This is a genomic window from Pediococcus siamensis, from assembly GCF_047220215.1.
GTDB classification, from domain to species: Bacteria; Bacillota; Bacilli; order Lactobacillales; family Lactobacillaceae; genus Pediococcus; species Pediococcus siamensis.
Genome location: NZ_CP178375.1, coordinates 653,746 through 672,915 on the forward strand (window position 1 = coordinate 653,746; position 19,170 = coordinate 672,915).

The window sequence follows — 19,170 nt, forward strand, 5'->3', positions numbered from 1 at the left end:
GTTCAGAAAGGAATGTTGAAGATGAATAAGTGTCGTTGGCGGGATAAAAATGAGCTGTTGACAAAGTACCATGACCAGGAATGGGGAGTACCAGTACTGGATTCTCGGGAATTATTTGCCAGTTTTGCTTTGGAAATTTTTCAAGCGGGGCTGAATTGGGAGACTATTTTACAACGTAGACCAGCTTTCATGACGCAATTTAACGAATTTGAGCCGGAATGCGTTGCACAGATTAAAGCAAAGGACGTAGACCAGATATTGCAGAACACACAGATCATCAGAAACAGACGTAAAATCAGTGCGGTTTGTGCGAATGCCAAAATTGTGGTGGCTCTAGACATGTCATTTAGTGATTATATTTGGCATTTTTTTGATTTTGAGCCCCTACAGGCAACGGTGGCTAGTGATGCTGCTTCTTCCCGCCGTGAGTTGTTGAATCGGGTGACACAGCAAATGAAAGGCGCTGGATTTACTTTTATTGGACCCAAACTCCTTAATTCATTTTTTCAAGCGGCAGGATTAATTAATGATCATGATGTTAGTTGTTTTCGTTATCGCCAAGTGGCGGTGTTATAGTGGTTTAGGCGTGCATTCAAAAAAGCCCGGGAAATTAAAAATTTCCTGGGCTTTTTGGTGGTTATTTTATTTAACTTTTACAGGATGATTATCTAAATCTGTTCGTACGACAAGGACATCGCAAATTGCTGTTCGCGTCACGTACTCAGTGACGGAACCAATTAGGAGACGTTCAACGGCATTTAGTCCAGTTGCGCCAATCATGATGAGATCGGTATGCAACTGTTTCGGCATGTCGTTTGCGATCACAACTTTTGGTGCACCGTATTCAATTGAATAGTCGACGTTTTGTAACCCCTTATCTTTGGCTTCCGCAATGTACTGATCAAGCGTTGTTTTCGCTGTCTCAGTGACTTGTTCAACCATCGCCGTATCAAAACTGGAAATATTTTGGAATGCGCGGGTATCCACAACGTGAACTAAATGTAATTCGGAACCTTCATTTCGTTTAGCCACAGCAACTGCCTTTTCAAAAGCTAATTCAGCTTCCTTAGAACCGTCAACTGGAACTAAAATATGTTTATATTGTTGTGTCATTTTAATCACCTCTCCAACTTTCTAACTCCATTTTACGTTAAATTCACGAAAATAAAAAGAAAAAAAGCGTTTTCTTTGGAAACGGCACCATTTTATAACCAATGAGTAATAGTGGGGCGCTATTTAGGAAGAAAATTCATTAGTAGGATCAGAATTAATGAAGTCGATAAGCACCCAAGTAATAGAATCAGACCAATCAAAAGGGTAACATGTGTCCATGCAATAACGAAGGCAATGATGGCCATTAAAATTAGGGCTAATCCGCCAATGCGGAGTAATTCTTGCAGCGCCGGGGTTTCAGTTGGATCAAATAGGAGAAAAGGACGCTGCTGATGACGATAGAGGTAAGTTCCAATCACACCTAGAATAAGGGCGAAAAGAATCATTAAGGCTGTGACTAACACGGATATGCCTCCTTAAAGACAAATTAAAGCGTTGAAATTTACTGACATTGGGCCGCAACTCATTATTAAATGTGCCATTGTACGAGACGGGGAAGAAATGCGGTCTTGAAGTTAATCACAACGTTAAAACCTTTTAAAATTCAAATTTATTAAAACTAATAAAAAAGGGATTAGCACATAATGTCCTAATCCCCACAAAGCTAAAAAGCTTTGGAAACACTTTGTGGTGCCGTTAATCGTTTCTCAGTGAAAGCCCGCAAGTATGTCTAGCGGTGGGACCAATTGGTTTGACTTTATGTTTCCTACCAAAAGGCTTACAAGCCATCAAACATCCTTAGTCCCTAAACAAATTATTTGATCGGCAGTACATAAATGAAACAACGCGTACACCAAAGAAATTTCACTCTTATATTAGCATGCTTACACAAATAATTCAATTTTGGCTCTCAGTTAATCTCGCTGGGCATGCATCAGCCGTTTATATTGCTCGGCTAAGGCCGTCTCAAATTTTCCATTTGTTTTGGGTTCGTAATAGGTGGCCGCCTTCAGTTTGTCGGGCAAGTATTGCTGTTTAACCCAATCGTTAGGGTAATCGTGTGCATATTTATAATGAACGCCATGCCCCAGTTTGCTGGCGCCTTTGTAATGCGCATCCTTTAAATCAGCCGGAATATCGCCATAATTACCAGACTGCACATCACTTAAGGCGGCATCCATGGCTGAAATTCCCGAATTTGATTTAGGCGATAAACAAAGTTCAATGACTGCATCTGCCAAAGGAATCCGTGCTTCGGGAAAGCCCAATTTTTCTGCTGCTTGGACAGCCGTAACCGTTCGGGCACATGCAGGCGGATTAGCTAGGCCGATGTCTTCGTAAGCAATCACCATTAACCGCCGCGCAATACTCAAAAGGTCGCGCGCTTCGACCAAACGGGCCATATAATGCAAAGCGGCGTTGACATCGCTACCACGGATTGATTTTTGAAAAGCAGAAATCACGTCGTAATGCGCATCACCATTTTTATCTTGTGTCAGTGCCTTTTTTTGTAAACATTCTTCCACAATTTCAAGCGAAATTTCAATGTGATCATGTTGGTCAGGTTCTGTAGATTTAACCGCCAGTTCTAACCCGTTCAGTGCACTGCGCAAGTCGCCGTTAGTGGCATGCGTTAGAAAATTTAGCGCCTCATCGCTAAGATGAACTTTCAGGGTTCCCAAGCCATTTTCCTTGTCTGCCAAGGCCCGTTCAATGGCCAAGCGGATATCTTCAGGCTTTAGAGGAAAAACTTCAAAAATTTGGGTACGACTACGAATGGCCGGATTAATCGAAATATACGGATTTTCCGTTGTGGCGCCAATTAAAATGATGCGTCCATTCTCTAAATGAGGGAGTAAAAAATCTTGTTTGGTTTTATCCAGGCGGTGTATTTCATCAAGAAGTAAAATGACCGTTCCGCTCATCTTGGCTTCTTCAGCCACTACCTGGAGATCTTTTTTGGTATCTGTGGCAGCGTTGAGCTTGCGAAAGGCATACTTAGTGGAACCAGCGATGGCACTCGCAATGCTCGTTTTTCCAGTACCAGGAGGACCATATAAAATCATTGAGGAAAGTAGTTTAGCTTTCACCATTCGGGCGATAATCTTTCCTGGGCCCACGAGTTGTTGTTGACCAACAACTTCTTCAATTTTTTTGGGTCGCATGCGGTAAGCTAAGGGTTGTTGCATGATAAAGACTCCTATTTCAAAATATCTTTTAATTTGCTTAATAGTGATTTAGGTTTTGGGGGTTGATCAGTTTTTTTCTCCGGAACAAAATGAGTAACGTCGACTTCGGCAATATTCAGGGATTGCGGCGCTGCCAGGACTAGTGCTAATTGTTGTTCGTCGGTGCCATAGATTTGGTCGGTTTTAATGGTAAATTTTAAATTGAGTTCGTTAGCCGCCCGAAGATAGGGTTGTGTGTCAGCAGCGTTTAAATTACCATTAATAAAAAGCTGTGCGTTAGGATACTGCTTCATTTGGTTAATGAAGGCTGTTTGGTAGTGAGCCGATTTGATTTCGGCAACGGTCATCGTACACGCTACCCGTTCTCTGAATGTTCCCAGATAGTGCCGCTGTTCATCAGGATTGAGTTTGGGGGTGCCATGGATGGCATTTTGTAGTCGTGAATCTACTTCATTATCTTTAGGCATTGCGCTCACGATCCTTTCTCGGTAGTATTATGCTAAGTATATCATTTTCAACGCAAGCAAGCTTGTTTCATGAATGGGGGGATGCTAGTGTTTGAAGAACAATTATTTTCTGCATTTGAAGATCAGACTGTCCAGGGCAGACTTGCACGAATTCGTCAGCGGGTTGATCCTTTTTTTGAGGATGTGGCGAGTGGGGTCCTTCCTATCCTGAACGAAGAAGCACGGGGATATAAAGCATTTATTGCTAAACACGCTCGCCGTCATCTGAATCCGCCACCAAATACGTGGATCGCTTTTGGACAGAATACGCGAGGTTACAAAATGATCCCGCATTATGAGGTGGGACTTTGGGATGATCGTCTATTTATTTGGTTGGCTTGTGAAGTGAACATAAAAGAGCGACAACCAGTTGTTTTGAAATTGCAGACAAAGCAAGCCGATTTCTTAAAACTGGACAGCAGTTTTCAACTTTCAACGAACCATATGGCTAAACCTGTTCAGGCTTTAACAAAAGAGCCTTTAATTCAGGCAGTTACGGCCTATCAAACTCAAAAAAGTCGTGAAGTTTTGATTGGGAAGACTTTTGATCGTCAAAGCCTCCGTTCAAGTGACGAAGACGAGCTTTTGGCTACTATTCAAACGACTATTCAGGAACTTTCTCAAATTTGGGATAAATAAAAAAGCATTTGGATTATACATAATCCAAATGCCTTTTTTAAGCCGAAAATTAAAGCTTGTTGTAGTATTCAACGATTAGTGATTCGTCAATATCAGCTTCTAATTCGTCACGTTCTGGGAGACGAGTTAAGGAACCTTCTAACTTATCAGCATCAAATTGAACAAATTGAGGGCGACCCACAACGGCTTCAACAGCTTCACCAATGATCTTCAAATCTTTTGATTTTTCGCGAACACTGACTACTTGGCCAACTTCAACTTCGTATGAAGGGATATCCACACGTTTGCCATCCACAGTAATATGACCATGGTTAACTAATTGACGAGCTTGACGGCGAGTTGTAGCTAAACCTAAACGGTAAACAACGTTGTCTAAGCGACGTTCGAGTAAGATCATGAAGTTAACACCATGTTTACCTTCATTAATCTTACCAGCGCGTTTGAACAAGTTAGAGAATTGACGTTCGGTTAAACCGTACATCATACGTAACTTTTGTTTTTCGCGTAATTGTTGTCCATATTCTGAGACGTTACGACGGTTGTTTTGACCGTGATCCCCAGGGGCATATGGGCGACGAGCTAATTCTTTACCGGTACCACTTAAAGAAATCCCTAAGCGGCGTGAAATTTTCCAACTTGGTCCTGTATAACGAGACATAAAATAAATCCTCCAATAATTTTGTTGGAGTAAAATAATCCGATTGTGAGTTTAGTATTCGTGCAGCCTGTTTTGCAATCTTCACCTTTGCAGCCGCAGGTTACTAATTGAACCATTAAAGGCACCAGTCTGTTGACGAGCTTACCACTCACCGCTGCATTATTTTACACAATAACCAGTGTACAACAGATTAAGCTTTAGTGTCAATATGTGATAAGAAAACAGCCGCAAAGTCTTCTAGCTCAGCTTGGTTTTCTTGTGAGAAGCGGTTCAGTGAAGGGGAATCAATATCAAGAACACCGATTTTGTGGCCTTCTTTAATCAATGGGATCACAATCTCGGAATTACTTGCGCTATCACAAGCAATATGACCGGCAAATTCGTGTACGTTGGCAACGCGTAAAGTGGTTTCTTTTTTAAAGGCTGTGCCGCAAACACCACTGCCATTGGCAATATGCATGCAGGCCACGTTACCTTGGAATGGGCCTAAAACGAGTTCATCTTTTTCTTGGTCATAAAGATAAAATCCTGCCCAATTAATATCGGTATAGCTTGTCTTTAAAAGCGCGGAAGCATTCGCCATGTTGGCAACTAAGTTGGTTTCGCCGGTTAAAAGGGCATCTAATTGTTGGTTCATAAGTGAAAGTGTTTTTTGTGCCATAAATAATTCCTCCAAATTGGACTAGAAATATAAAAATCGCATAGTGAAACTGTAAAATCCTATGCTATAATTTAACTTGGATCTTATTTTATATTGAACAAAACAAGAAAGCAACAAATTCATTTTAAATGAATAATGACGTAGACAAAGGATGGGGTTCTCATGTTGAGTGTATTAATTGCTATAATCGTGGTCGCAATTCTTATATATGTAGGAATTGTTTTGTATCAGCGATACTTATTAAAACAGATTACGGATCTTCTCAATAAAAAATCTGATTTGATGGATTTGCCCGTTGCAAGTGAACTTGACGAGGTTGGTAATCTGAATTTGGCGGGCTCTTCCTTAGAAGAATATCAAAATCTTCAAGATGACTACCGAAATGTGAAAAACAATAAATTTCCAGAAATTGATGAATTAGCTCAAAATGGTCAGCAAAATGTCAATGATATGAAAATTTTTGATGCACGTTCGGATGTCGCGGGAATTAAAGCTGCTGTGCAAGTTATTCAATCGGAATCAGATCGCATTCAAGCGGCTTTGGATCAGATTAAACAAGAAGACGACGATCAACGCAATGAAGTTAAAGTTTTACAGCATAAATATCAAGAGCTCCGCAAAAATCTTTTGGCAAAAGATATGACGTATGGCCCAAGCGTTGATATGCTGAATGACAGTTTACAACGTTTAGAAAATGCGTTTAATAATTTTGCCAAAACAGTGGAGAGCGGCGATCACAAAAAGGCAAATGATCAATTACAGCAATTACACAGTAATACTAAAGCACTTGAGGATCAGTTAGATACCATTCCAGCACTTTATATCCAGTTAAATGAAGATTTTCCAGGTCAACTGGACGAGATCAAAGGTGGTTATACGCAGTTAATTAACCATAACTATGCGTTTGCTGATAATCAAATTCCTGATGAAATTGATGAACTGGAACAAAAAATTGCCGAAAACCTCGATACGCTAGGAAATCTGCGTTTAGAAGCCGTAAAAAGCAATAACGATCTCATTGCTGATCGCATTGATAGTCTTTATGATGTCATGCAAAAAGAAATTGATGCTCGTACAGAAGTCGACGGCGGCTTTCAAACAATTGCGGATTACATTGCCCATGCAGAAAAGCAGAGTCATACTTTGTTGATTGAAATCGATCGTTTGGGTCAGAGCTACGTTTTGAATCATAATGAAGATGAACAGGCTCACGAACTGGAAACTCAGTTACAAGATATTCGTAATGAGCATGATAAGGATGCCGAAGCAATTACCAATCAACCAGTTGTCTATTCCGAAATCCTGCAACGCATGCACGCTGAAAATGATCAATTGGAAACGATCGAATCGAAACAGACCGAAATCAATGATAGTATTCAACAGTTAATAGAAGAAGAAAAGGACGCACGGCGGACACTTCGTCAGTTTGATATGGAGATTCACGAAATCAAACGGCACATTGAGAATTTGAACCTGCCGGGCATTCCAGCGAGTTATATGGATTATTTCTTCGTTGTCAGTGACGAGCTTGAGAAGCTGTCTGCAAATATGAATCAGGTCAAAATTGATATGAAGCAAATTGATCGCCAGCTTGGGATGATCGATAAGGATATTCAGACTTTGGCGAAAAAGACCACTGAGTTGACCGATAATGCGGCTTTAAGCGAAGAAATTATTCAATATACGAATCGCTATCGCCATAGCAATGAGACGGTGGATACGGCTAGCAAACGCGCACAAAAGTTATTTGATGAAGATCATGATTATGCCCAAAGCCTGAGTGTGATTAGTCGGGCTTTGGAAAGTGTTGAACCCGGCATGGTTGATAAGCTCACTGCCAGTTATCAACAACAAAAGAGTACCCAGTATTAGAAGCAGTATAGAACAGTCTAGGTGTATTTAAGCCCGGGCTGTTTTTTATTTTCAGAGCCGATAAATAAAATTCTTTGTCTTTAGAAGGATTTTTGCGTATTATAGATGAAGTTAATAGAATTAGCTCAAGTTCAGGTGGTTAATCAGACTGGCAATTGTCACAGGTGCTAAATCAAGACTTGGGATGATTTTTAGGTGACTTAACCGTTAGCAAATAAATGGATCCCATAAGGAACTAAATGGTAGGAGATTTTAAAGCATGATTTATTTTGATAATAGTGCAACCACAAAAGTTGCACCAGAAGTATTACAAACATATCAAACGGTGAGTGAACGAATTTGGGGCAATCCTTCCAGTTTGCATAGCATGGGAGAAACCGCGTTTAATTTGCTGGAACAATCGCGCAAACAAATTGCAGATTTGCTTCACGTAAAGCCACACGAGATTTTCTTCACAAGCGGTGGAACTGAGGGAGATAATTGGATTGTAAAGGGAACAGCCATTGAGAAGCGTGCTTTTGGTAAGCACATTATTACCACAGCCGTTGAACATCCGGCGGTTACTAATAGTATGGCTCAATTAGCGCAGCTGGGGTATGAAATCACGTATTTACCTGTTGATAAAGCGGGACGAATTTCGATTGCTGATCTGAAAGCGGCCATTCGCCCGGATACAATTTTGGTTTCGATTATGGCCGTAAACAATGAAATTGGTACCTTACAACCGATTAAGGAAGCTGCCGAAGTACTCAAGGCCTATCCCAAAATTCATTTTCACATTGATGCGGTTCAAGGAATTGGAAAGGGGATTCAAGACCAAATTTTCAACGACCGGGTTGATTTTATTACTTTTTCAGGGCACAAATTTCATGCGCCACGGGGAATTGGGTTCATTTATGCGCGTGAAGGTCGGCGACTGGCACCTTTAATGACTGGTGGAGGTCAGGAAAAGAATCAGCGGAGTGGTACCGAAAATCTACCTGCGATTGCTGGAATGGCCAAGGCCTTACGCCTCTTACTTACGGACGAAGCTACAAAAGTAAAGCAGCAACAAAGGGTTAAAGAAACCATTTACGATCATGTGAGTCAGTTTGAAAATGTGACGATGTTTACGCAACGTAATGATGGCTTTGCGCCACACATTCTCTGCTTTGCAATTAAAGGGGTTCGTGGAGAAACTGTGGTTCACGCTTTTGAACAAGAGCAGATTTTTATTTCCACCACAAGTGCGTGTTCTTCAAAGAAGCACGTTGAATCAAGTACCCTGGCGGCGATGCACACCCCAGACGAGATTGCCACAAGTGCAATTCGGGTAAGTCTAGATGCCGATAACACCGTTGCTGAGGCCCAACAGTTTAACGCGGTCTTTGATAAGTTGTACCAAGAGTTTTCAAAACTAAATTAATTAAGGAGTTACCAAAATGCAGTATACAGAAATTATGGTTCGCTACGGTGAACTTTCAACTAAGGGGAAGAACCAACGTGATTTTGTGAATCGCCTGGGTGGTAATATTCGTAAAAGCCTCCATAGTTTCCCTAAGGTGGAAGTGCATCCAAAACGCGATCGTACGCATGTCACGCTTAATGGCGAGGATTCAACGGCGGTCATTGAACGCCTGAAACAAGTTTTTGGCATTCAGAACTTTTCGCCGTCACTAAAAGTCGGTCGGACTTTGCCTGAAATTCATGACGGTGTTTTAAAGATGATGCAAGAACAGCTCAAGCCCGGAATGACGTTTAAAATAAATACGCGCCGTTCGGATCACCATTTTGAAATGGATACCAATGAACTTAATGAAGAGTTGGGCGGCTTTGTGTTAGATAACTTCCCAGATGCAACCGTTAAAATGCGGAATCCGGATCTTATTCTTCGCGTTGAAGTCCGGCATAATGGGGTCTTTTTGTCTAGTGAAACTATTCAGGGAGCTGGGGGCTTGCCCGTGGGAACCGCTGGGAAAGGTATGATGATGCTATCCGGGGGAATTGATTCCCCTGTGGCGAGCTATTTAGGAATGAAGCGCGGCGTAGATATGGAGATGATTCACTTCTTCAGTCCGCCGTACACAAGCCCACAAGCGCTGGCCAAAGCGAAGGAATTAACCTCTAAATTAGCAGCATTTGGCGGAAGCTTGCAGTTTATTCAAGTGCCGTTCACAAAAATTCAAGAAGAAATTAAAGAAAAAGTGCCGGAAGGCTATCTCATGACCGTTCAGCGCCGCATGATGTTACGAATCGCGGTTGCCATTGCTAAGATGCGTGGCGGCAAGGCCATCTTTAATGGTGAGTCTTTGGGGCAGGTTGCGTCTCAAACCATGGAAAGTATGGAAGCCATTAATGATGTTACTAACATGCCTATTTTACGGCCGGTAATTTCGTTGGATAAGACTGAAATCATTAAGCAAGCTAAGGCTATCGACACATATGAGCTCTCCATTTTACCATTTGAAGATTGCTGTACGATTTTTGCGCCACCGTCGCCTAAAACGCGACCGGATACTGAGCGGTCACGCTATTACGAAGCAAAAATTGACGTTGAAGGTTTAATGAAAGAGGCTATTGCTGGCATTGAAGTCTCTGAGATAAAGCCCGGTCAGAATTATTTAAATCAAAATGAAGATGTGTTTGCAGAACTACTTTAAAACACCACTTTTTTGTTGATTCTTCGCTCAGAATGGGTTATGTTTAGTTTAATCTTTTGATAGTTAAATTTATTGGATTTGAGGAGTGATAGGCATGGATGTTCTAAATAACGGAGAAAAAGTTGCCCTCTTTGGGAATCCTCCGGAGGTTGGCGAGCAATTACCAAAGTTTAAATTATTTAATGCTGAGAACCAGAAGGTCAAAACCCGAGACTTACTCGGTAAACCAACGCTTATTAGCACGGTTCCAGACTTAAATACACGGGTTTGCAAATTGGAGACCAAAAAGTTTAATCAGCAAGCGGATCATTATCCCGCAATGCGCTTCGTCACGGTTTCCAATAATACCATCCAAGAACAAAAGGCATGGTGTGCCGCTGAGGGCGTAAGTAATCTTGAGGTTTTATCGGATGAAGAATTATCTTTAGGTTACGAAATGAAGGTATATATCCCGAATGAAGGTTTTTTAGCACGGACAATTTTTATTATTGACGCAGAGGGCAAGATTGTTTATCGACAAATCGTCCCTGAAATCCATGACGAACCTAACTATCTTGAAGCTTTAGATGCCGTAAAAAAGTACGCACCTGAGGTTGACTAAATAAAGATTGTTGGCTAAAATTCAATATACAGGCAATGAGCAAAGGAAAACACGCTGCTTTCAGAGAAAGAGTCTTGGCTGAAAACTCTTATAAGGCGTGTATAGTAGATTGTGAGCTGCTGTTCTGAACTGAGAGTAAGGGCAGCCGGAAATTTGTATTCCGTTAAAAAAGAAGTAAGTGGGGTTAAAAACCCAAATTAGGTGGTACCGCGAAGTATATTCGTCCTTTTAAAGGATGAGTATGCTTTTTTTGTGCAGAAAGGAATGTTCAAATGACAGAAAAAAAAGAAATGTCAACAAAGTATAACCCCAAAGCAGTTGAACAGGGACGCTATCAGCAATGGTTGGATCAAGGCCTTTTTAAACCTAGTGGTGACAAAAAAGCAAAACCATATTCTATTGTGATTCCGCCGCCAAATGTGACTGGCAAGTTACATTTGGGTCATGCCTGGGATACAACATTACAAGATATGTTGATTCGGCAAAAAAGAATGCAGGGTTATGATACGTTATGGTTGCCTGGGATGGACCATGCCGGGATCGCAACCCAAGCTAAAGTAGAAGCCAAATTACGGGAACAGGGAATCTCACGTTACGACCTGGGCCGCGAGAAGTTTATCAAGCAGGTTTGGGAATGGAAAGATGAGTACGCAGATGTGATTCATCAGCAGTGGGCCAAGCTTGGATTATCCTTAGATTATGCTCGTGAACGATTCACCCTAGATGATGGGCTTTCAAAAGCGGTTCGGAAGGTTTTCGTCAGTCTCTATAACAAGGGTTTGATTTATCGTGGTGAATATATCATTAACTGGGATCCACAAGCACGAACGGCCCTTTCCGATATTGAAGTTATTCATAAAGATGATAAAGGGGCTTTCTACCATGTGAAGTATCCTTTTGTTAATCCAGAAGATACGTTTAACGGTAAGCCTTATATCGAAATTGCGACAACCCGTCCAGAAACGATGTTTGGGGACACTGCCGTTGCGGTGAATCCAAGTGATGAACGTTACAAAGCCTTGGTTGGCAAAGAGGTTGTCTTGCCGCTGCAAGGACGGCATATTCCAATTATCGCCGACCAATACGTAGATCCTGAATTTGGAACCGGGATGGTTAAGATCACCCCAGCCCATGATCCAAACGACTTTAACGTGGGTAACCGTCATGATTTAGCGCGGATTAACACGATGAACGAAGATGCCACAATGAACGAAAATGCGGGTAAATATGAAGGCATGGACCGTTTTGAGGCACGCAAAGCTATGGTTGAAGATTTAAAGGCGCAAGATTACCTGATTTCAATTGACCCAATCGTGCATAGTGTGGGGCATTCCGAACGGACGGGTGTCCAAGTGGAAGCGCGGTTGTCAACACAGTGGTTTGTGAAGATGAAGGACCTGGCTTTGCTGGCTTTGGAAAATCAAAAGTCAGACCAAAAAGTCAACTTTGTGCCAGAGCGCTTTGAACATACCTTTACGCAGTGGATGGAGAATGCCCATGATTGGGTTATTTCCCGTCAGCTATGGTGGGGGCATCAAATTCCTGCTTGGTATAACAAACAAACGGGAGAAACCTATGTCGGCGAGCAAGCACCTGAAGATAGTGAAAATTGGCAACAAGATCCCGATGTTTTGGATACTTGGTTCTCCAGTGCCCTGTGGCCGTTTTCGACCATGGGGTGGCCGGACGAAAATTCGGCTGATTACCAACGCTATTTCCCAACAAGTACCTTAGTAACCGGCTATGATATCATCTTCTTCTGGGTATCTCGTATGATTTTTCAAAGTCTAGAATTTACAGGGAAACCACCATTTAAAGATGTCTTGCTCCATGGCTTGATTCGTGATGAGCAAGGGCGCAAAATGAGTAAATCATTGGGGAATGGGATTGACCCAATGGACGTGATTGATAAATATGGTGCAGATGCGCTGCGCTGGTTCCTCTCTCAGGGCTCAACAGCCGGGCAGGATATTCGGTTTAGTTACACGAAAATGGATGCTGCTTGGAACTTTATCAATAAAATTTGGAATGCTAGTCGTTACGTTATCATGAATTTAGGAACCATGACCAAGCCAGTGTTGCCAGCCGCTGACACGTGGAATTTAACTGATAAGTGGATTTTAAGCCGATTAAATGAAACTGTGGATCAAGTTACCCGTTTCTTCGATGCCTATGATTTTGGCGAAGCGGGCCGGGCACTTTACACATTTATCTGGGATGACTTTTGTGACTGGTATATTGAAATGAGTAAGGAAATTCTAACGGGTGATGATGAACAGGCTAAGGCCAATACCCGCAATGTCTTGGCGTATGTTTTGGATCAGACATTACGCTTACTGCATCCTATTATGCCATTTGTGACAGAGGAACTTTGGCAAGCAATGCCGCATAAAGGGAGCTCAATTGTAACTGCAGCTTACCCTGTCACTCACGCTGAATTGGTCAATAAACAGGCAGAAAATGATATGGGCCATTTAATCGACCTGATTAAAGCTGTACGTAACATTCGTGCGGATGCTAATGCCCCAATGTCAAGTTCAGTTGACTTACTAGTTAAAACAGAAAATACCGAGCTCAAGGCCTTATTTGAAAATAATCAGGACTACATTGAACGTTTCTGTCATCCGGATAAGTTTGAAGTTGGTGCCGATTTGGCGGTTCCAGATTTGGCAATGTCAGCTGTTATCACAGATGCGGAAGTTTATATTCCGCTTGCCGAACTAGTGGATCTGAAAGAGGAAGCTGACCGCCTTCAAAAGGAAGTTGAAAAATATACTGGCGAAGTTCAACGAGCAGTTAAAAAGCTGAGTAATGAACGATTTGTTGCCAATGCACCCGAAGCGGTTGTCGAAAAAGAACGTCAAAAACAAGCTGATTATGAGGCCAAACTTGAAGCTACTAAGCAGCGATTAACGACGATTCAGAATGCACAATAAAGGTTAAATTGATGAAAAGAGACTATTCTTCCCAATGTGGTAACTAGTCTCTTTTCTCATTTTTATGGGAGGTTAGCTATGACGGTAGTTACAAATTATGAAGAAGCAGTTGCTTTTATTCATGGCCGGACAAAATTTAAAAAGATTCCTACACTGAAACGCATGGAAAAATTTATGGCAGCTTTAGGGAATCCTCAGAACAAAATCAAAGCCATCCACATTGCCGGAACAAATGGGAAGGGGTCCACTTTGACCTTTTTAAGGGGCTTGCTTGAAGAAAGTGGCTATCAGGTGGGCACCTTCACTTCGCCATTTTTAACGCGCTTTAATGAGCGTATTAGCGTTAATGGGGTGCCCATTGCGGATGACGAAATCTTACGTTTGGTACAAAAGCTCATGCCCGTAATTGCACATCTCGATGCGACCCTACCAGAAGGGGGGCCAACCGAATTTGAAATTGTGACCGCTATGATGTTTACCTACTTTGCGGAAGGTCATGCAGATCTGGTTTTGGTTGAAGTGGGAATTGGTGGGCTACTAGATTCGACCAACGTGGTCGTTCCTGAAGTAGCGGTTATCACCAATATTGGGTTTGATCATATGAAATTGCTTGGAAATACCCTTGGCGAAATTGCGGCCCAAAAAGCCGGAATTATTAAAAAAAACATTCCAACTGTCATTGGCAAACTGGCCGCTGAGCCATTAGCTGTCATTGAAGCCCAAGCAGCAGCACAACAAAGCCCCGTATTTCGGTTTGGCGAAGAGTACCAGGTAAGCGGTCGGCACTATCACGATTTGTGGAGCCAAGAATTTAATTTTACGGCACCCAAATTTAGGGCCAAACAGTTAAAAATTAAGATGCTTGGTGATTACCAAATCAATAATGCGGCGACAGCCTTAGCAGCATACTTGGTGTTTATGCAGCAAGCCCAGTTACCAGTCTCAGAGAAAACAGTCAAAACGGGCTTAGCAAAAGCTTTTTGGGCAGGACGGTTTGAACGGGTCAATGCACACCCCCTCGTGGTTCTCGACGGGGCGCATAATGAGCCGGCAATCCAAGAAATCACGAATTTGCTTAGGGCCCATTTTAAAACGGTTGATGTGTATGTCATTCTTGCCATTTTGGCGGACAAGCAGTATCACCAAATGGTCCAAACAATCGGAAAATTGCCAAATGTCCACATTATTGCCACAACTTTCACCGGACCGGGCACGCGTCAAGTGGCCAACTTAACTGAATTAGTAACCAATGTCAAAACTGCTCATCCCATTGAAACTCAAGAAAACTGGCAACTGGCGATTGCAAAAGCTACCCAAGAGATGTCTAGCGAGGATATGCTGTTAATTACCGGATCCTTATACTTTATTTCTGACGTTCGTAAGTTATTCGTAGAGTAAAGCAGGTCGTGCGTATTTTTCTTTTAGGAGAGTGATGACTAATGGAAAAGTATGGACAACTAAAACATGTTGAAGTGCCAAATAAAAAATCTAACGAATTGGCTCAATTTACAAATGAGGAACTGCTACAGCTGTTTTTAACTGAGCGTTTCCCCGAAAAACAGCAAGCACAACTAATTCAGAATTTTTGGGAATTACTGCCGGATTTATCCTTGTTTTCATTACTGTACAACGAAGAACGCGCGCAAATCTTTAGTCCTTTTTCAAGCCTGAATCGGCAATTTTTGGCTGCTGTGGAACTCGGACGCCGGATCGAATTGGCGCCCCAAAAAATTATTGGGGAAGTGTTTGGTAGTCGGCAAGTTGGTGAACGGCTCATTCAAATTCAACGTCGTTTTCGACAGGAACAGTTGACCCTTTTTTGCCTCAATACCAAAAATAAAATTATTTATCAAAAGGTAATCTTTAAGGGGAGTTTGAATTCGGCTACTGTTCATCCGCGTGAGATTTTTCATGAGGCTTTGCGCATAGGAACAAATAAGATTATGATTACCCATAATCATCCTAGTGGAGAAATTAAGCCTTCTAAACAGGATATTTCGTTTACAAAAAGGTTGAAAGAATGTGGTGTTTTACTGGGAATCGAATTATTAGACCACATCATTACGGGAAGCGAGAATTACTACAGTTTTGCCGAGCAACGGCTCCTTTAAGACAATTCTTAAGGTGCGTTAAATAGTCCGAGCTTGCTCACAATGGGCATTTTTTCTGTGGTATAATACAGATTGTGTTTACAGAATAATTGATATCAATAATCTCCGGAGGGTCTGCCATGCAAAAGTTTTTTTCAAATCGAAAGTTAGTGATTACTGTAATATGTCTGATTATTGCAGCCGGATTAGTGACCTTATCGGTAACTAGCCGAAAAAAATCATCAACTCCGGTGATCCAACAGGTCGGCAATGATGCGATTGGACTTGTGGATCGAGTAGTGGCTTACCCTATGAATGCCATTCGTAATACCTCACAAGCCTTAAATTCAATCATCAGTACTTATCAAGAAAATGCGCGGTTAAAACGTAAGGTTGACCAACTGGAAGCTGTACGCTCACGCAGTCAGGCCTTAGAACAAGAAAATAAACAACTAAAAAAGCAGGTTAGTCTGAAATCTTCAATGACGGATTATAAACTTGTGACAGCAACTGTGATATCCCGTGCGCCTTCTTCTTGGCAAAACATTGTGGTTATTAATAAGGGGACACTTTCTGGAATCAAGAAAAATCAGTCGGTCGTTGCGGGCCAAGGGCTGATTGGTCGCGTGATTGAAGCCAGTCACAATACAAGCAAAGTGGAATTGATCAGTGATAGTAGTGATTCGGCTAACCGGTTCGCGATTCAGGTTCAAGACGAGGCCGGAGATACGATTAATGGCATTGTTACTAGTTTTGATCGGCAAACAAATGAGATTGTCATGGGACAAGTGACGACAAAAGCAAAAGTCAAAAAAGGCGCCTTAGTCACAACATCTGGTTTCGGGGGCGTTACGCCTAAAGGGTTGTATGTAGGTAAAGTAGCCGCCGTTAAAGAAGATTCTAGTGGTTTGGCAACAGAAATTTATATCAAACCGGCGACCGACATGAGTAGCATTAACGTGGTTTCGGTGGCAGAAGTCAATTAACTGCTAAGGATGGAGGAATAAAATGTTACAGAGTGCAAAAATTAAGTATATTTTCCCCATCGGTTTTTTCCTTGCATTGTTTTTAGATGGTTCCATTAATCTGATTTTTTCTGGGTCGTTATTTGCGTTTCCTTATTCCATGGTAAGCAATTTGACAGTGCTGTGGATGATCTTGGCTATCTTTTTTGAAGGAGAAACTAGGCTACCAATTGCGACTTGGGCAGCAGGTGTGGGATTAGTCTTTGACTGGTATTATACCGGCGTTTTTGGGGTTAATATGTTTATTTTACCGGTTATTGTTATCATTGTGCAGTGGGTAAAGGTCTTTTTTAAACCTACGTTTCTTTCGATTTTGCTGACTTTCTTTTTGGCTTTAACGCTATACGAAAGTGCATTTTATATCGTTTTTGCCATGGTTCACTACACGAGTGTTACTTCGGCAGGCTTTGTTGCGTATAATTTAGCCCCCACGTTGGCACTGAACTTATGTTTCTTTGTTATTCTTTACTTACCAATTAAGAGCCTTTTCCGGCATACGCGGGGGGCAAATTTCCGCAGTCTAAATTAAATTCAGCGCATTAGAATTTATTTTTTTAGAAAAAAGACTTGACGCGTTGAAATTAATGTTTTATATTCAATACAATATTTAAAAACAATGAACGGAAGAGTAGATCAGGGAATCATCTCAGAGAGCTTTAAATGGTGAGATTAAAGCATGTACCTTGTTCGAAACACATCTGCGAGTTTACTTTCTGATCCAAGTAGGAAAGTACGGGTGATCGTTATCTCTTAGAGTTGTGACTTATAACTTGTTGAGCTGGTAATTGTGAAATTATCAGAAACATGAGGTGGAACCACGTAGATGCGTCCTCTTGGGTATATTTACCCAAGAGGATTTTTTTGTGGTTCACACAACTTGGTGAGGTAGTTACTGTGAAGTAATTACGAACAGAGGTGGAACCGCGCTTACTCGTCCTCTTGAATAATGATTTATTCAAGTGGGCGTTTTTTTATTTTATAGATTGGGAGGAATGGATATGCTTTCATTACATTACATATCGGAAATATTGCCATCATTATTAGCTGGAACTACCATGACCCTGAAGATTTTCTTTTGGACGCTGGTTGGGGCTTTACCACTGGGGATGCTGTTTGGCCTTGGTTTGGTTTCAAAATTTCGGCCGGTCAAATATGTGCTTAACTTCTACGTTTGGCTGATGCGGGGAACACCATTACTGTTACAACTTATTTTTGTCTTTTACGGTTTACCGATTGTCAGCAGCATTGTCTTTGAACGCTATGACGCCGCATTGTTTGCGTTTATTCTAAATTATGCCGCTTACTTTGCAGAAATTTTTCGCGGTGGGTTACAATCCGTGGATCGCGGTCAATATGAGGCAGCAAAAGTTTTACGGCTGACTTACTGGCAAACGATTCGTAAAATCGTCATTCCGCAGGTTGCCAAGATCGTGCTACCTTCAATTGGCAATGAAGTCATCAACTTAGTCAAGGATTCATCACTGGTCTATGTCATCGGTATTGGCGATCTCCTGAGAGCTGGAAATGTAGCTTCTTCGCGGGATGTGACTTTGATTCCATTGGTTCTGGTTGGTGCCATCTACTTGGTTTTGACCGCAGTATGTACGTACCTATTACGAAGAGTAGAAAAGCACTATGCTTACTGGCGTTAGGGGGAATTCGCATGTTAAAAATTGAAAATTTAACAAAAAAGTTTAACAACCGTTTAATTATTGATGATTTATCCTTCACTGTGGATGATGGTGAAATTCTGACAATTGTTGGACCGTCCGGAGCAGGTAAAACGACTTTGTTACGTTGCATTAGCGGTTTAGAAAAAATTGATGCCGGTACTTTTTATCTTGACGGAGTGGCATTCAATCCCTTTGAAGAAACGGGGAAGCAGAGTACGATTGGCGTTGTTTTTCAAGACTACCAACTTTTTCCTAATTTGACGGTTCTAGAAAATGTCACCCTGGCTCCGCAACTCGTTTTAAAACAAGATGCGAAAACTGTTCAGGACGAAGCTTTACAGCGTTTGGCACGGCTCCAATTGGATGACAAAAAGCAACTTTATCCCTACCAGTTGTCAGGTGGGCAAAAACAGCGAGTTGCTATTGCTCGGGCCCTTGCGATGCGTCCTAAAATCTTGTGTTATGATGAGCCAACGTCAGCATTGGATCCCGAATTGCGTGGAGAGGTTCGCGACATTATTAAGGGGTTGAAGCAAGATGGAATCACCCAAATTGTGGTGACACATGACATGGATTTTGCCAATGAAGTTGCTGATCAAAAATTGCAGGTTGTTCCAGTCAAATAGAT

Annotated in this window: 19 protein-coding genes, 1 other RNA gene and 2 other annotated features; of the genes, 13 read left to right on the forward strand and 7 right to left on the reverse strand. The window is 41.8% G+C overall.

The window, feature by feature from the left end:
* Nucleotides 1–21: 21 nt before the first annotated feature.
* Nucleotides 22–576 carry a DNA-3-methyladenine glycosylase I gene (locus ACLJJ6_RS03130; protein ID WP_412989987.1) on the forward strand — a complete coding sequence of 185 codons (555 nt, stop codon included), beginning with the start codon at nt 22–24 and terminating at the stop codon, nt 574–576.
* A 66-nt stretch (nt 577–642) separates the two neighbouring features.
* On the opposite strand, the gene ACLJJ6_RS03135 is transcribed toward ACLJJ6_RS03130, so the two are convergent.
* From ACLJJ6_RS03135 to ACLJJ6_RS03155, 5 genes are all read right to left on the reverse strand, one after another.
* Nucleotides 643–1,113, reverse strand: coding sequence for a universal stress protein (locus ACLJJ6_RS03135; RefSeq protein WP_412989988.1), 471 nt, complete (start codon nt 1,111–1,113; stop codon nt 643–645).
* A 119-nt stretch (nt 1,114–1,232) separates the two neighbouring features.
* Nucleotides 1,233–1,517, reverse strand: a complete 285-nt coding sequence (locus ACLJJ6_RS03140) for a hypothetical protein (protein WP_412989989.1) — start codon at nt 1,515–1,517, stop codon at nt 1,233–1,235.
* A 212-nt stretch (nt 1,518–1,729) separates the two neighbouring features.
* Nucleotides 1,730–1,918: non-coding RNA, 6S RNA (gene ssrS / locus ACLJJ6_RS03145), on the reverse strand.
* 49 nt (nt 1,919–1,967) lie between these two features.
* On the reverse strand, nt 1,968–3,242 hold the full coding sequence (locus ACLJJ6_RS03150; RefSeq protein ID WP_412989990.1) for a replication-associated recombination protein A: 1,275 nt from the start codon (nt 3,240–3,242) through the stop codon (nt 1,968–1,970).
* 11 nt (nt 3,243–3,253) lie between these two features.
* Nucleotides 3,254–3,709 carry a YueI family protein gene (locus ACLJJ6_RS03155; protein WP_412989991.1) on the reverse strand — a complete coding sequence of 152 codons (456 nt, stop codon included), beginning with the start codon at nt 3,707–3,709 and terminating at the stop codon, nt 3,254–3,256.
* An 87-nt stretch (nt 3,710–3,796) separates the two neighbouring features.
* Between ACLJJ6_RS03155 and ACLJJ6_RS03160 the strand changes: the two genes are divergently transcribed.
* Complete coding sequence (locus ACLJJ6_RS03160; RefSeq protein WP_412989992.1) at nt 3,797–4,387, forward strand: DUF1054 family protein; 591 nt, start codon at nt 3,797–3,799, stop codon at nt 4,385–4,387.
* Between the two features lie 49 nt (nt 4,388–4,436).
* On the opposite strand, the gene rpsD is transcribed toward ACLJJ6_RS03160, so the two are convergent.
* Both rpsD and ACLJJ6_RS03170 read right to left on the reverse strand, forming a co-directional pair.
* Entirely contained in the window at nt 4,437–5,045 is a 609-nt protein-coding gene (gene rpsD / locus ACLJJ6_RS03165) for a 30S ribosomal protein S4 (protein ID WP_412989993.1), read from the reverse strand.
* Between the two features lie 190 nt (nt 5,046–5,235).
* A complete protein-coding gene (locus ACLJJ6_RS03170; protein ID WP_412989994.1) occupies nt 5,236–5,706 on the reverse strand; it encodes a GAF domain-containing protein in 471 nt (156 codons plus the stop codon).
* 162 nt (nt 5,707–5,868) lie between these two features.
* On the opposite strand from ACLJJ6_RS03170, the gene ezrA reads away from it, so the two are divergent.
* From ezrA to ACLJJ6_RS03225, 11 genes are all read left to right on the forward strand, one after another.
* Nucleotides 5,869–7,578: a septation ring formation regulator EzrA gene (gene ezrA, locus ACLJJ6_RS03175; RefSeq protein WP_412989995.1), complete on the forward strand. Its 1,710-nt coding sequence runs from the start codon at nt 5,869–5,871 to the stop codon at nt 7,576–7,578.
* A 259-nt stretch (nt 7,579–7,837) separates the two neighbouring features.
* On the forward strand, nt 7,838–8,983 hold the full coding sequence (locus ACLJJ6_RS03180; RefSeq protein WP_412989996.1) for a cysteine desulfurase family protein: 1,146 nt from the start codon (nt 7,838–7,840) through the stop codon (nt 8,981–8,983).
* Nucleotides 8,984–8,999: 16 nt separating this feature from the next.
* Complete coding sequence (gene thiI, locus ACLJJ6_RS03185; RefSeq protein ID WP_412989997.1) at nt 9,000–10,217, forward strand: tRNA uracil 4-sulfurtransferase ThiI; 1,218 nt, start codon at nt 9,000–9,002, stop codon at nt 10,215–10,217.
* 94 nt (nt 10,218–10,311) lie between these two features.
* Complete coding sequence (locus ACLJJ6_RS03190) at nt 10,312–10,818, forward strand: peroxiredoxin (RefSeq protein ID WP_412989998.1); 507 nt, start codon at nt 10,312–10,314, stop codon at nt 10,816–10,818.
* A 26-nt stretch (nt 10,819–10,844) separates the two neighbouring features.
* Nucleotides 10,845–11,049, forward strand: a binding site (T-box leader).
* Between the two features lie 41 nt (nt 11,050–11,090).
* Nucleotides 11,091–13,754: a valine--tRNA ligase gene (locus tag ACLJJ6_RS03195; RefSeq protein WP_412989999.1), complete on the forward strand. Its 2,664-nt coding sequence runs from the start codon at nt 11,091–11,093 to the stop codon at nt 13,752–13,754.
* 78 nt (nt 13,755–13,832) lie between these two features.
* Nucleotides 13,833–15,152, forward strand: coding sequence for a bifunctional folylpolyglutamate synthase/dihydrofolate synthase (locus ACLJJ6_RS03200; protein ID WP_412990000.1), 1,320 nt, complete (start codon nt 13,833–13,835; stop codon nt 15,150–15,152).
* Between the two features lie 41 nt (nt 15,153–15,193).
* On the forward strand, nt 15,194–15,865 hold the full coding sequence (radC, locus tag ACLJJ6_RS03205; RefSeq protein WP_412990001.1) for a RadC family protein: 672 nt from the start codon (nt 15,194–15,196) through the stop codon (nt 15,863–15,865).
* A 119-nt stretch (nt 15,866–15,984) separates the two neighbouring features.
* On the forward strand, nt 15,985–16,830 hold the full coding sequence (gene mreC, locus ACLJJ6_RS03210) for a rod shape-determining protein MreC (RefSeq protein WP_412990002.1): 846 nt from the start codon (nt 15,985–15,987) through the stop codon (nt 16,828–16,830).
* A gap of 22 nt (nt 16,831–16,852) precedes the next feature.
* Nucleotides 16,853–17,398: a rod shape-determining protein MreD gene (gene mreD, locus ACLJJ6_RS03215; RefSeq protein ID WP_412990003.1), complete on the forward strand. Its 546-nt coding sequence runs from the start codon at nt 16,853–16,855 to the stop codon at nt 17,396–17,398.
* A 78-nt stretch (nt 17,399–17,476) separates the two neighbouring features.
* Nucleotides 17,477–17,705 (forward strand) — a binding site (T-box leader).
* A gap of 162 nt (nt 17,706–17,867) precedes the next feature.
* A complete protein-coding gene (locus ACLJJ6_RS03220; RefSeq protein WP_412990004.1) occupies nt 17,868–18,521 on the forward strand; it encodes an amino acid ABC transporter permease in 654 nt (217 codons plus the stop codon).
* A gap of 11 nt (nt 18,522–18,532) precedes the next feature.
* Nucleotides 18,533–19,168: an amino acid ABC transporter ATP-binding protein gene (locus ACLJJ6_RS03225; protein WP_412990005.1), complete on the forward strand. Its 636-nt coding sequence runs from the start codon at nt 18,533–18,535 to the stop codon at nt 19,166–19,168.
* Nucleotides 19,169–19,170: the final 2 nt, after the last annotated feature.

What these genes read in the sequence shown, in the direction of transcription:
- mreD (WP_412990003.1), top strand. Translation starts at nt 16,853, where the DNA reads ATGTTACAGAGTGCAAAAATTAAGTATATTTTCCCCATCGGTTTTTTC.
- ACLJJ6_RS03170 (WP_412989994.1), bottom strand. Translation starts at nt 5,706, where the DNA reads ATGGCACAAAAAACACTTTCACTTATGAACCAACAATTAGATGCCCTT.
- ACLJJ6_RS03135 (WP_412989988.1), bottom strand. Translation starts at nt 1,113, where the DNA reads ATGACACAACAATATAAACATATTTTAGTTCCAGTTGACGGTTCTAAG.
- mreC (WP_412990002.1), top strand. Translation starts at nt 15,985, where the DNA reads ATGCAAAAGTTTTTTTCAAATCGAAAGTTAGTGATTACTGTAATATGT.
- ACLJJ6_RS03225 (WP_412990005.1), top strand. Translation starts at nt 18,533, where the DNA reads ATGTTAAAAATTGAAAATTTAACAAAAAAGTTTAACAACCGTTTAATT.
- ACLJJ6_RS03155 (WP_412989991.1), bottom strand. Translation starts at nt 3,709, where the DNA reads ATGCCTAAAGATAATGAAGTAGATTCACGACTACAAAATGCCATCCAT.
- thiI (WP_412989997.1), top strand. Translation starts at nt 9,000, where the DNA reads ATGCAGTATACAGAAATTATGGTTCGCTACGGTGAACTTTCAACTAAG.
- ACLJJ6_RS03180 (WP_412989996.1), top strand. Translation starts at nt 7,838, where the DNA reads ATGATTTATTTTGATAATAGTGCAACCACAAAAGTTGCACCAGAAGTA.
- rpsD (WP_412989993.1), bottom strand. Translation starts at nt 5,045, where the DNA reads ATGTCTCGTTATACAGGACCAAGTTGGAAAATTTCACGCCGCTTAGGG.
- ezrA (WP_412989995.1), top strand. Translation starts at nt 5,869, where the DNA reads ATGTTGAGTGTATTAATTGCTATAATCGTGGTCGCAATTCTTATATAT.
- ACLJJ6_RS03195 (WP_412989999.1), top strand. Translation starts at nt 11,091, where the DNA reads ATGACAGAAAAAAAAGAAATGTCAACAAAGTATAACCCCAAAGCAGTT.
- ACLJJ6_RS03220 (WP_412990004.1), top strand. Translation starts at nt 17,868, where the DNA reads ATGCTTTCATTACATTACATATCGGAAATATTGCCATCATTATTAGCT.
- ACLJJ6_RS03200 (WP_412990000.1), top strand. Translation starts at nt 13,833, where the DNA reads ATGACGGTAGTTACAAATTATGAAGAAGCAGTTGCTTTTATTCATGGC.
- ACLJJ6_RS03190 (WP_412989998.1), top strand. Translation starts at nt 10,312, where the DNA reads ATGGATGTTCTAAATAACGGAGAAAAAGTTGCCCTCTTTGGGAATCCT.
- radC (WP_412990001.1), top strand. Translation starts at nt 15,194, where the DNA reads ATGGAAAAGTATGGACAACTAAAACATGTTGAAGTGCCAAATAAAAAA.
- ACLJJ6_RS03150 (WP_412989990.1), bottom strand. Translation starts at nt 3,242, where the DNA reads ATGCAACAACCCTTAGCTTACCGCATGCGACCCAAAAAAATTGAAGAA.
- ACLJJ6_RS03130 (WP_412989987.1), top strand. Translation starts at nt 22, where the DNA reads ATGAATAAGTGTCGTTGGCGGGATAAAAATGAGCTGTTGACAAAGTAC.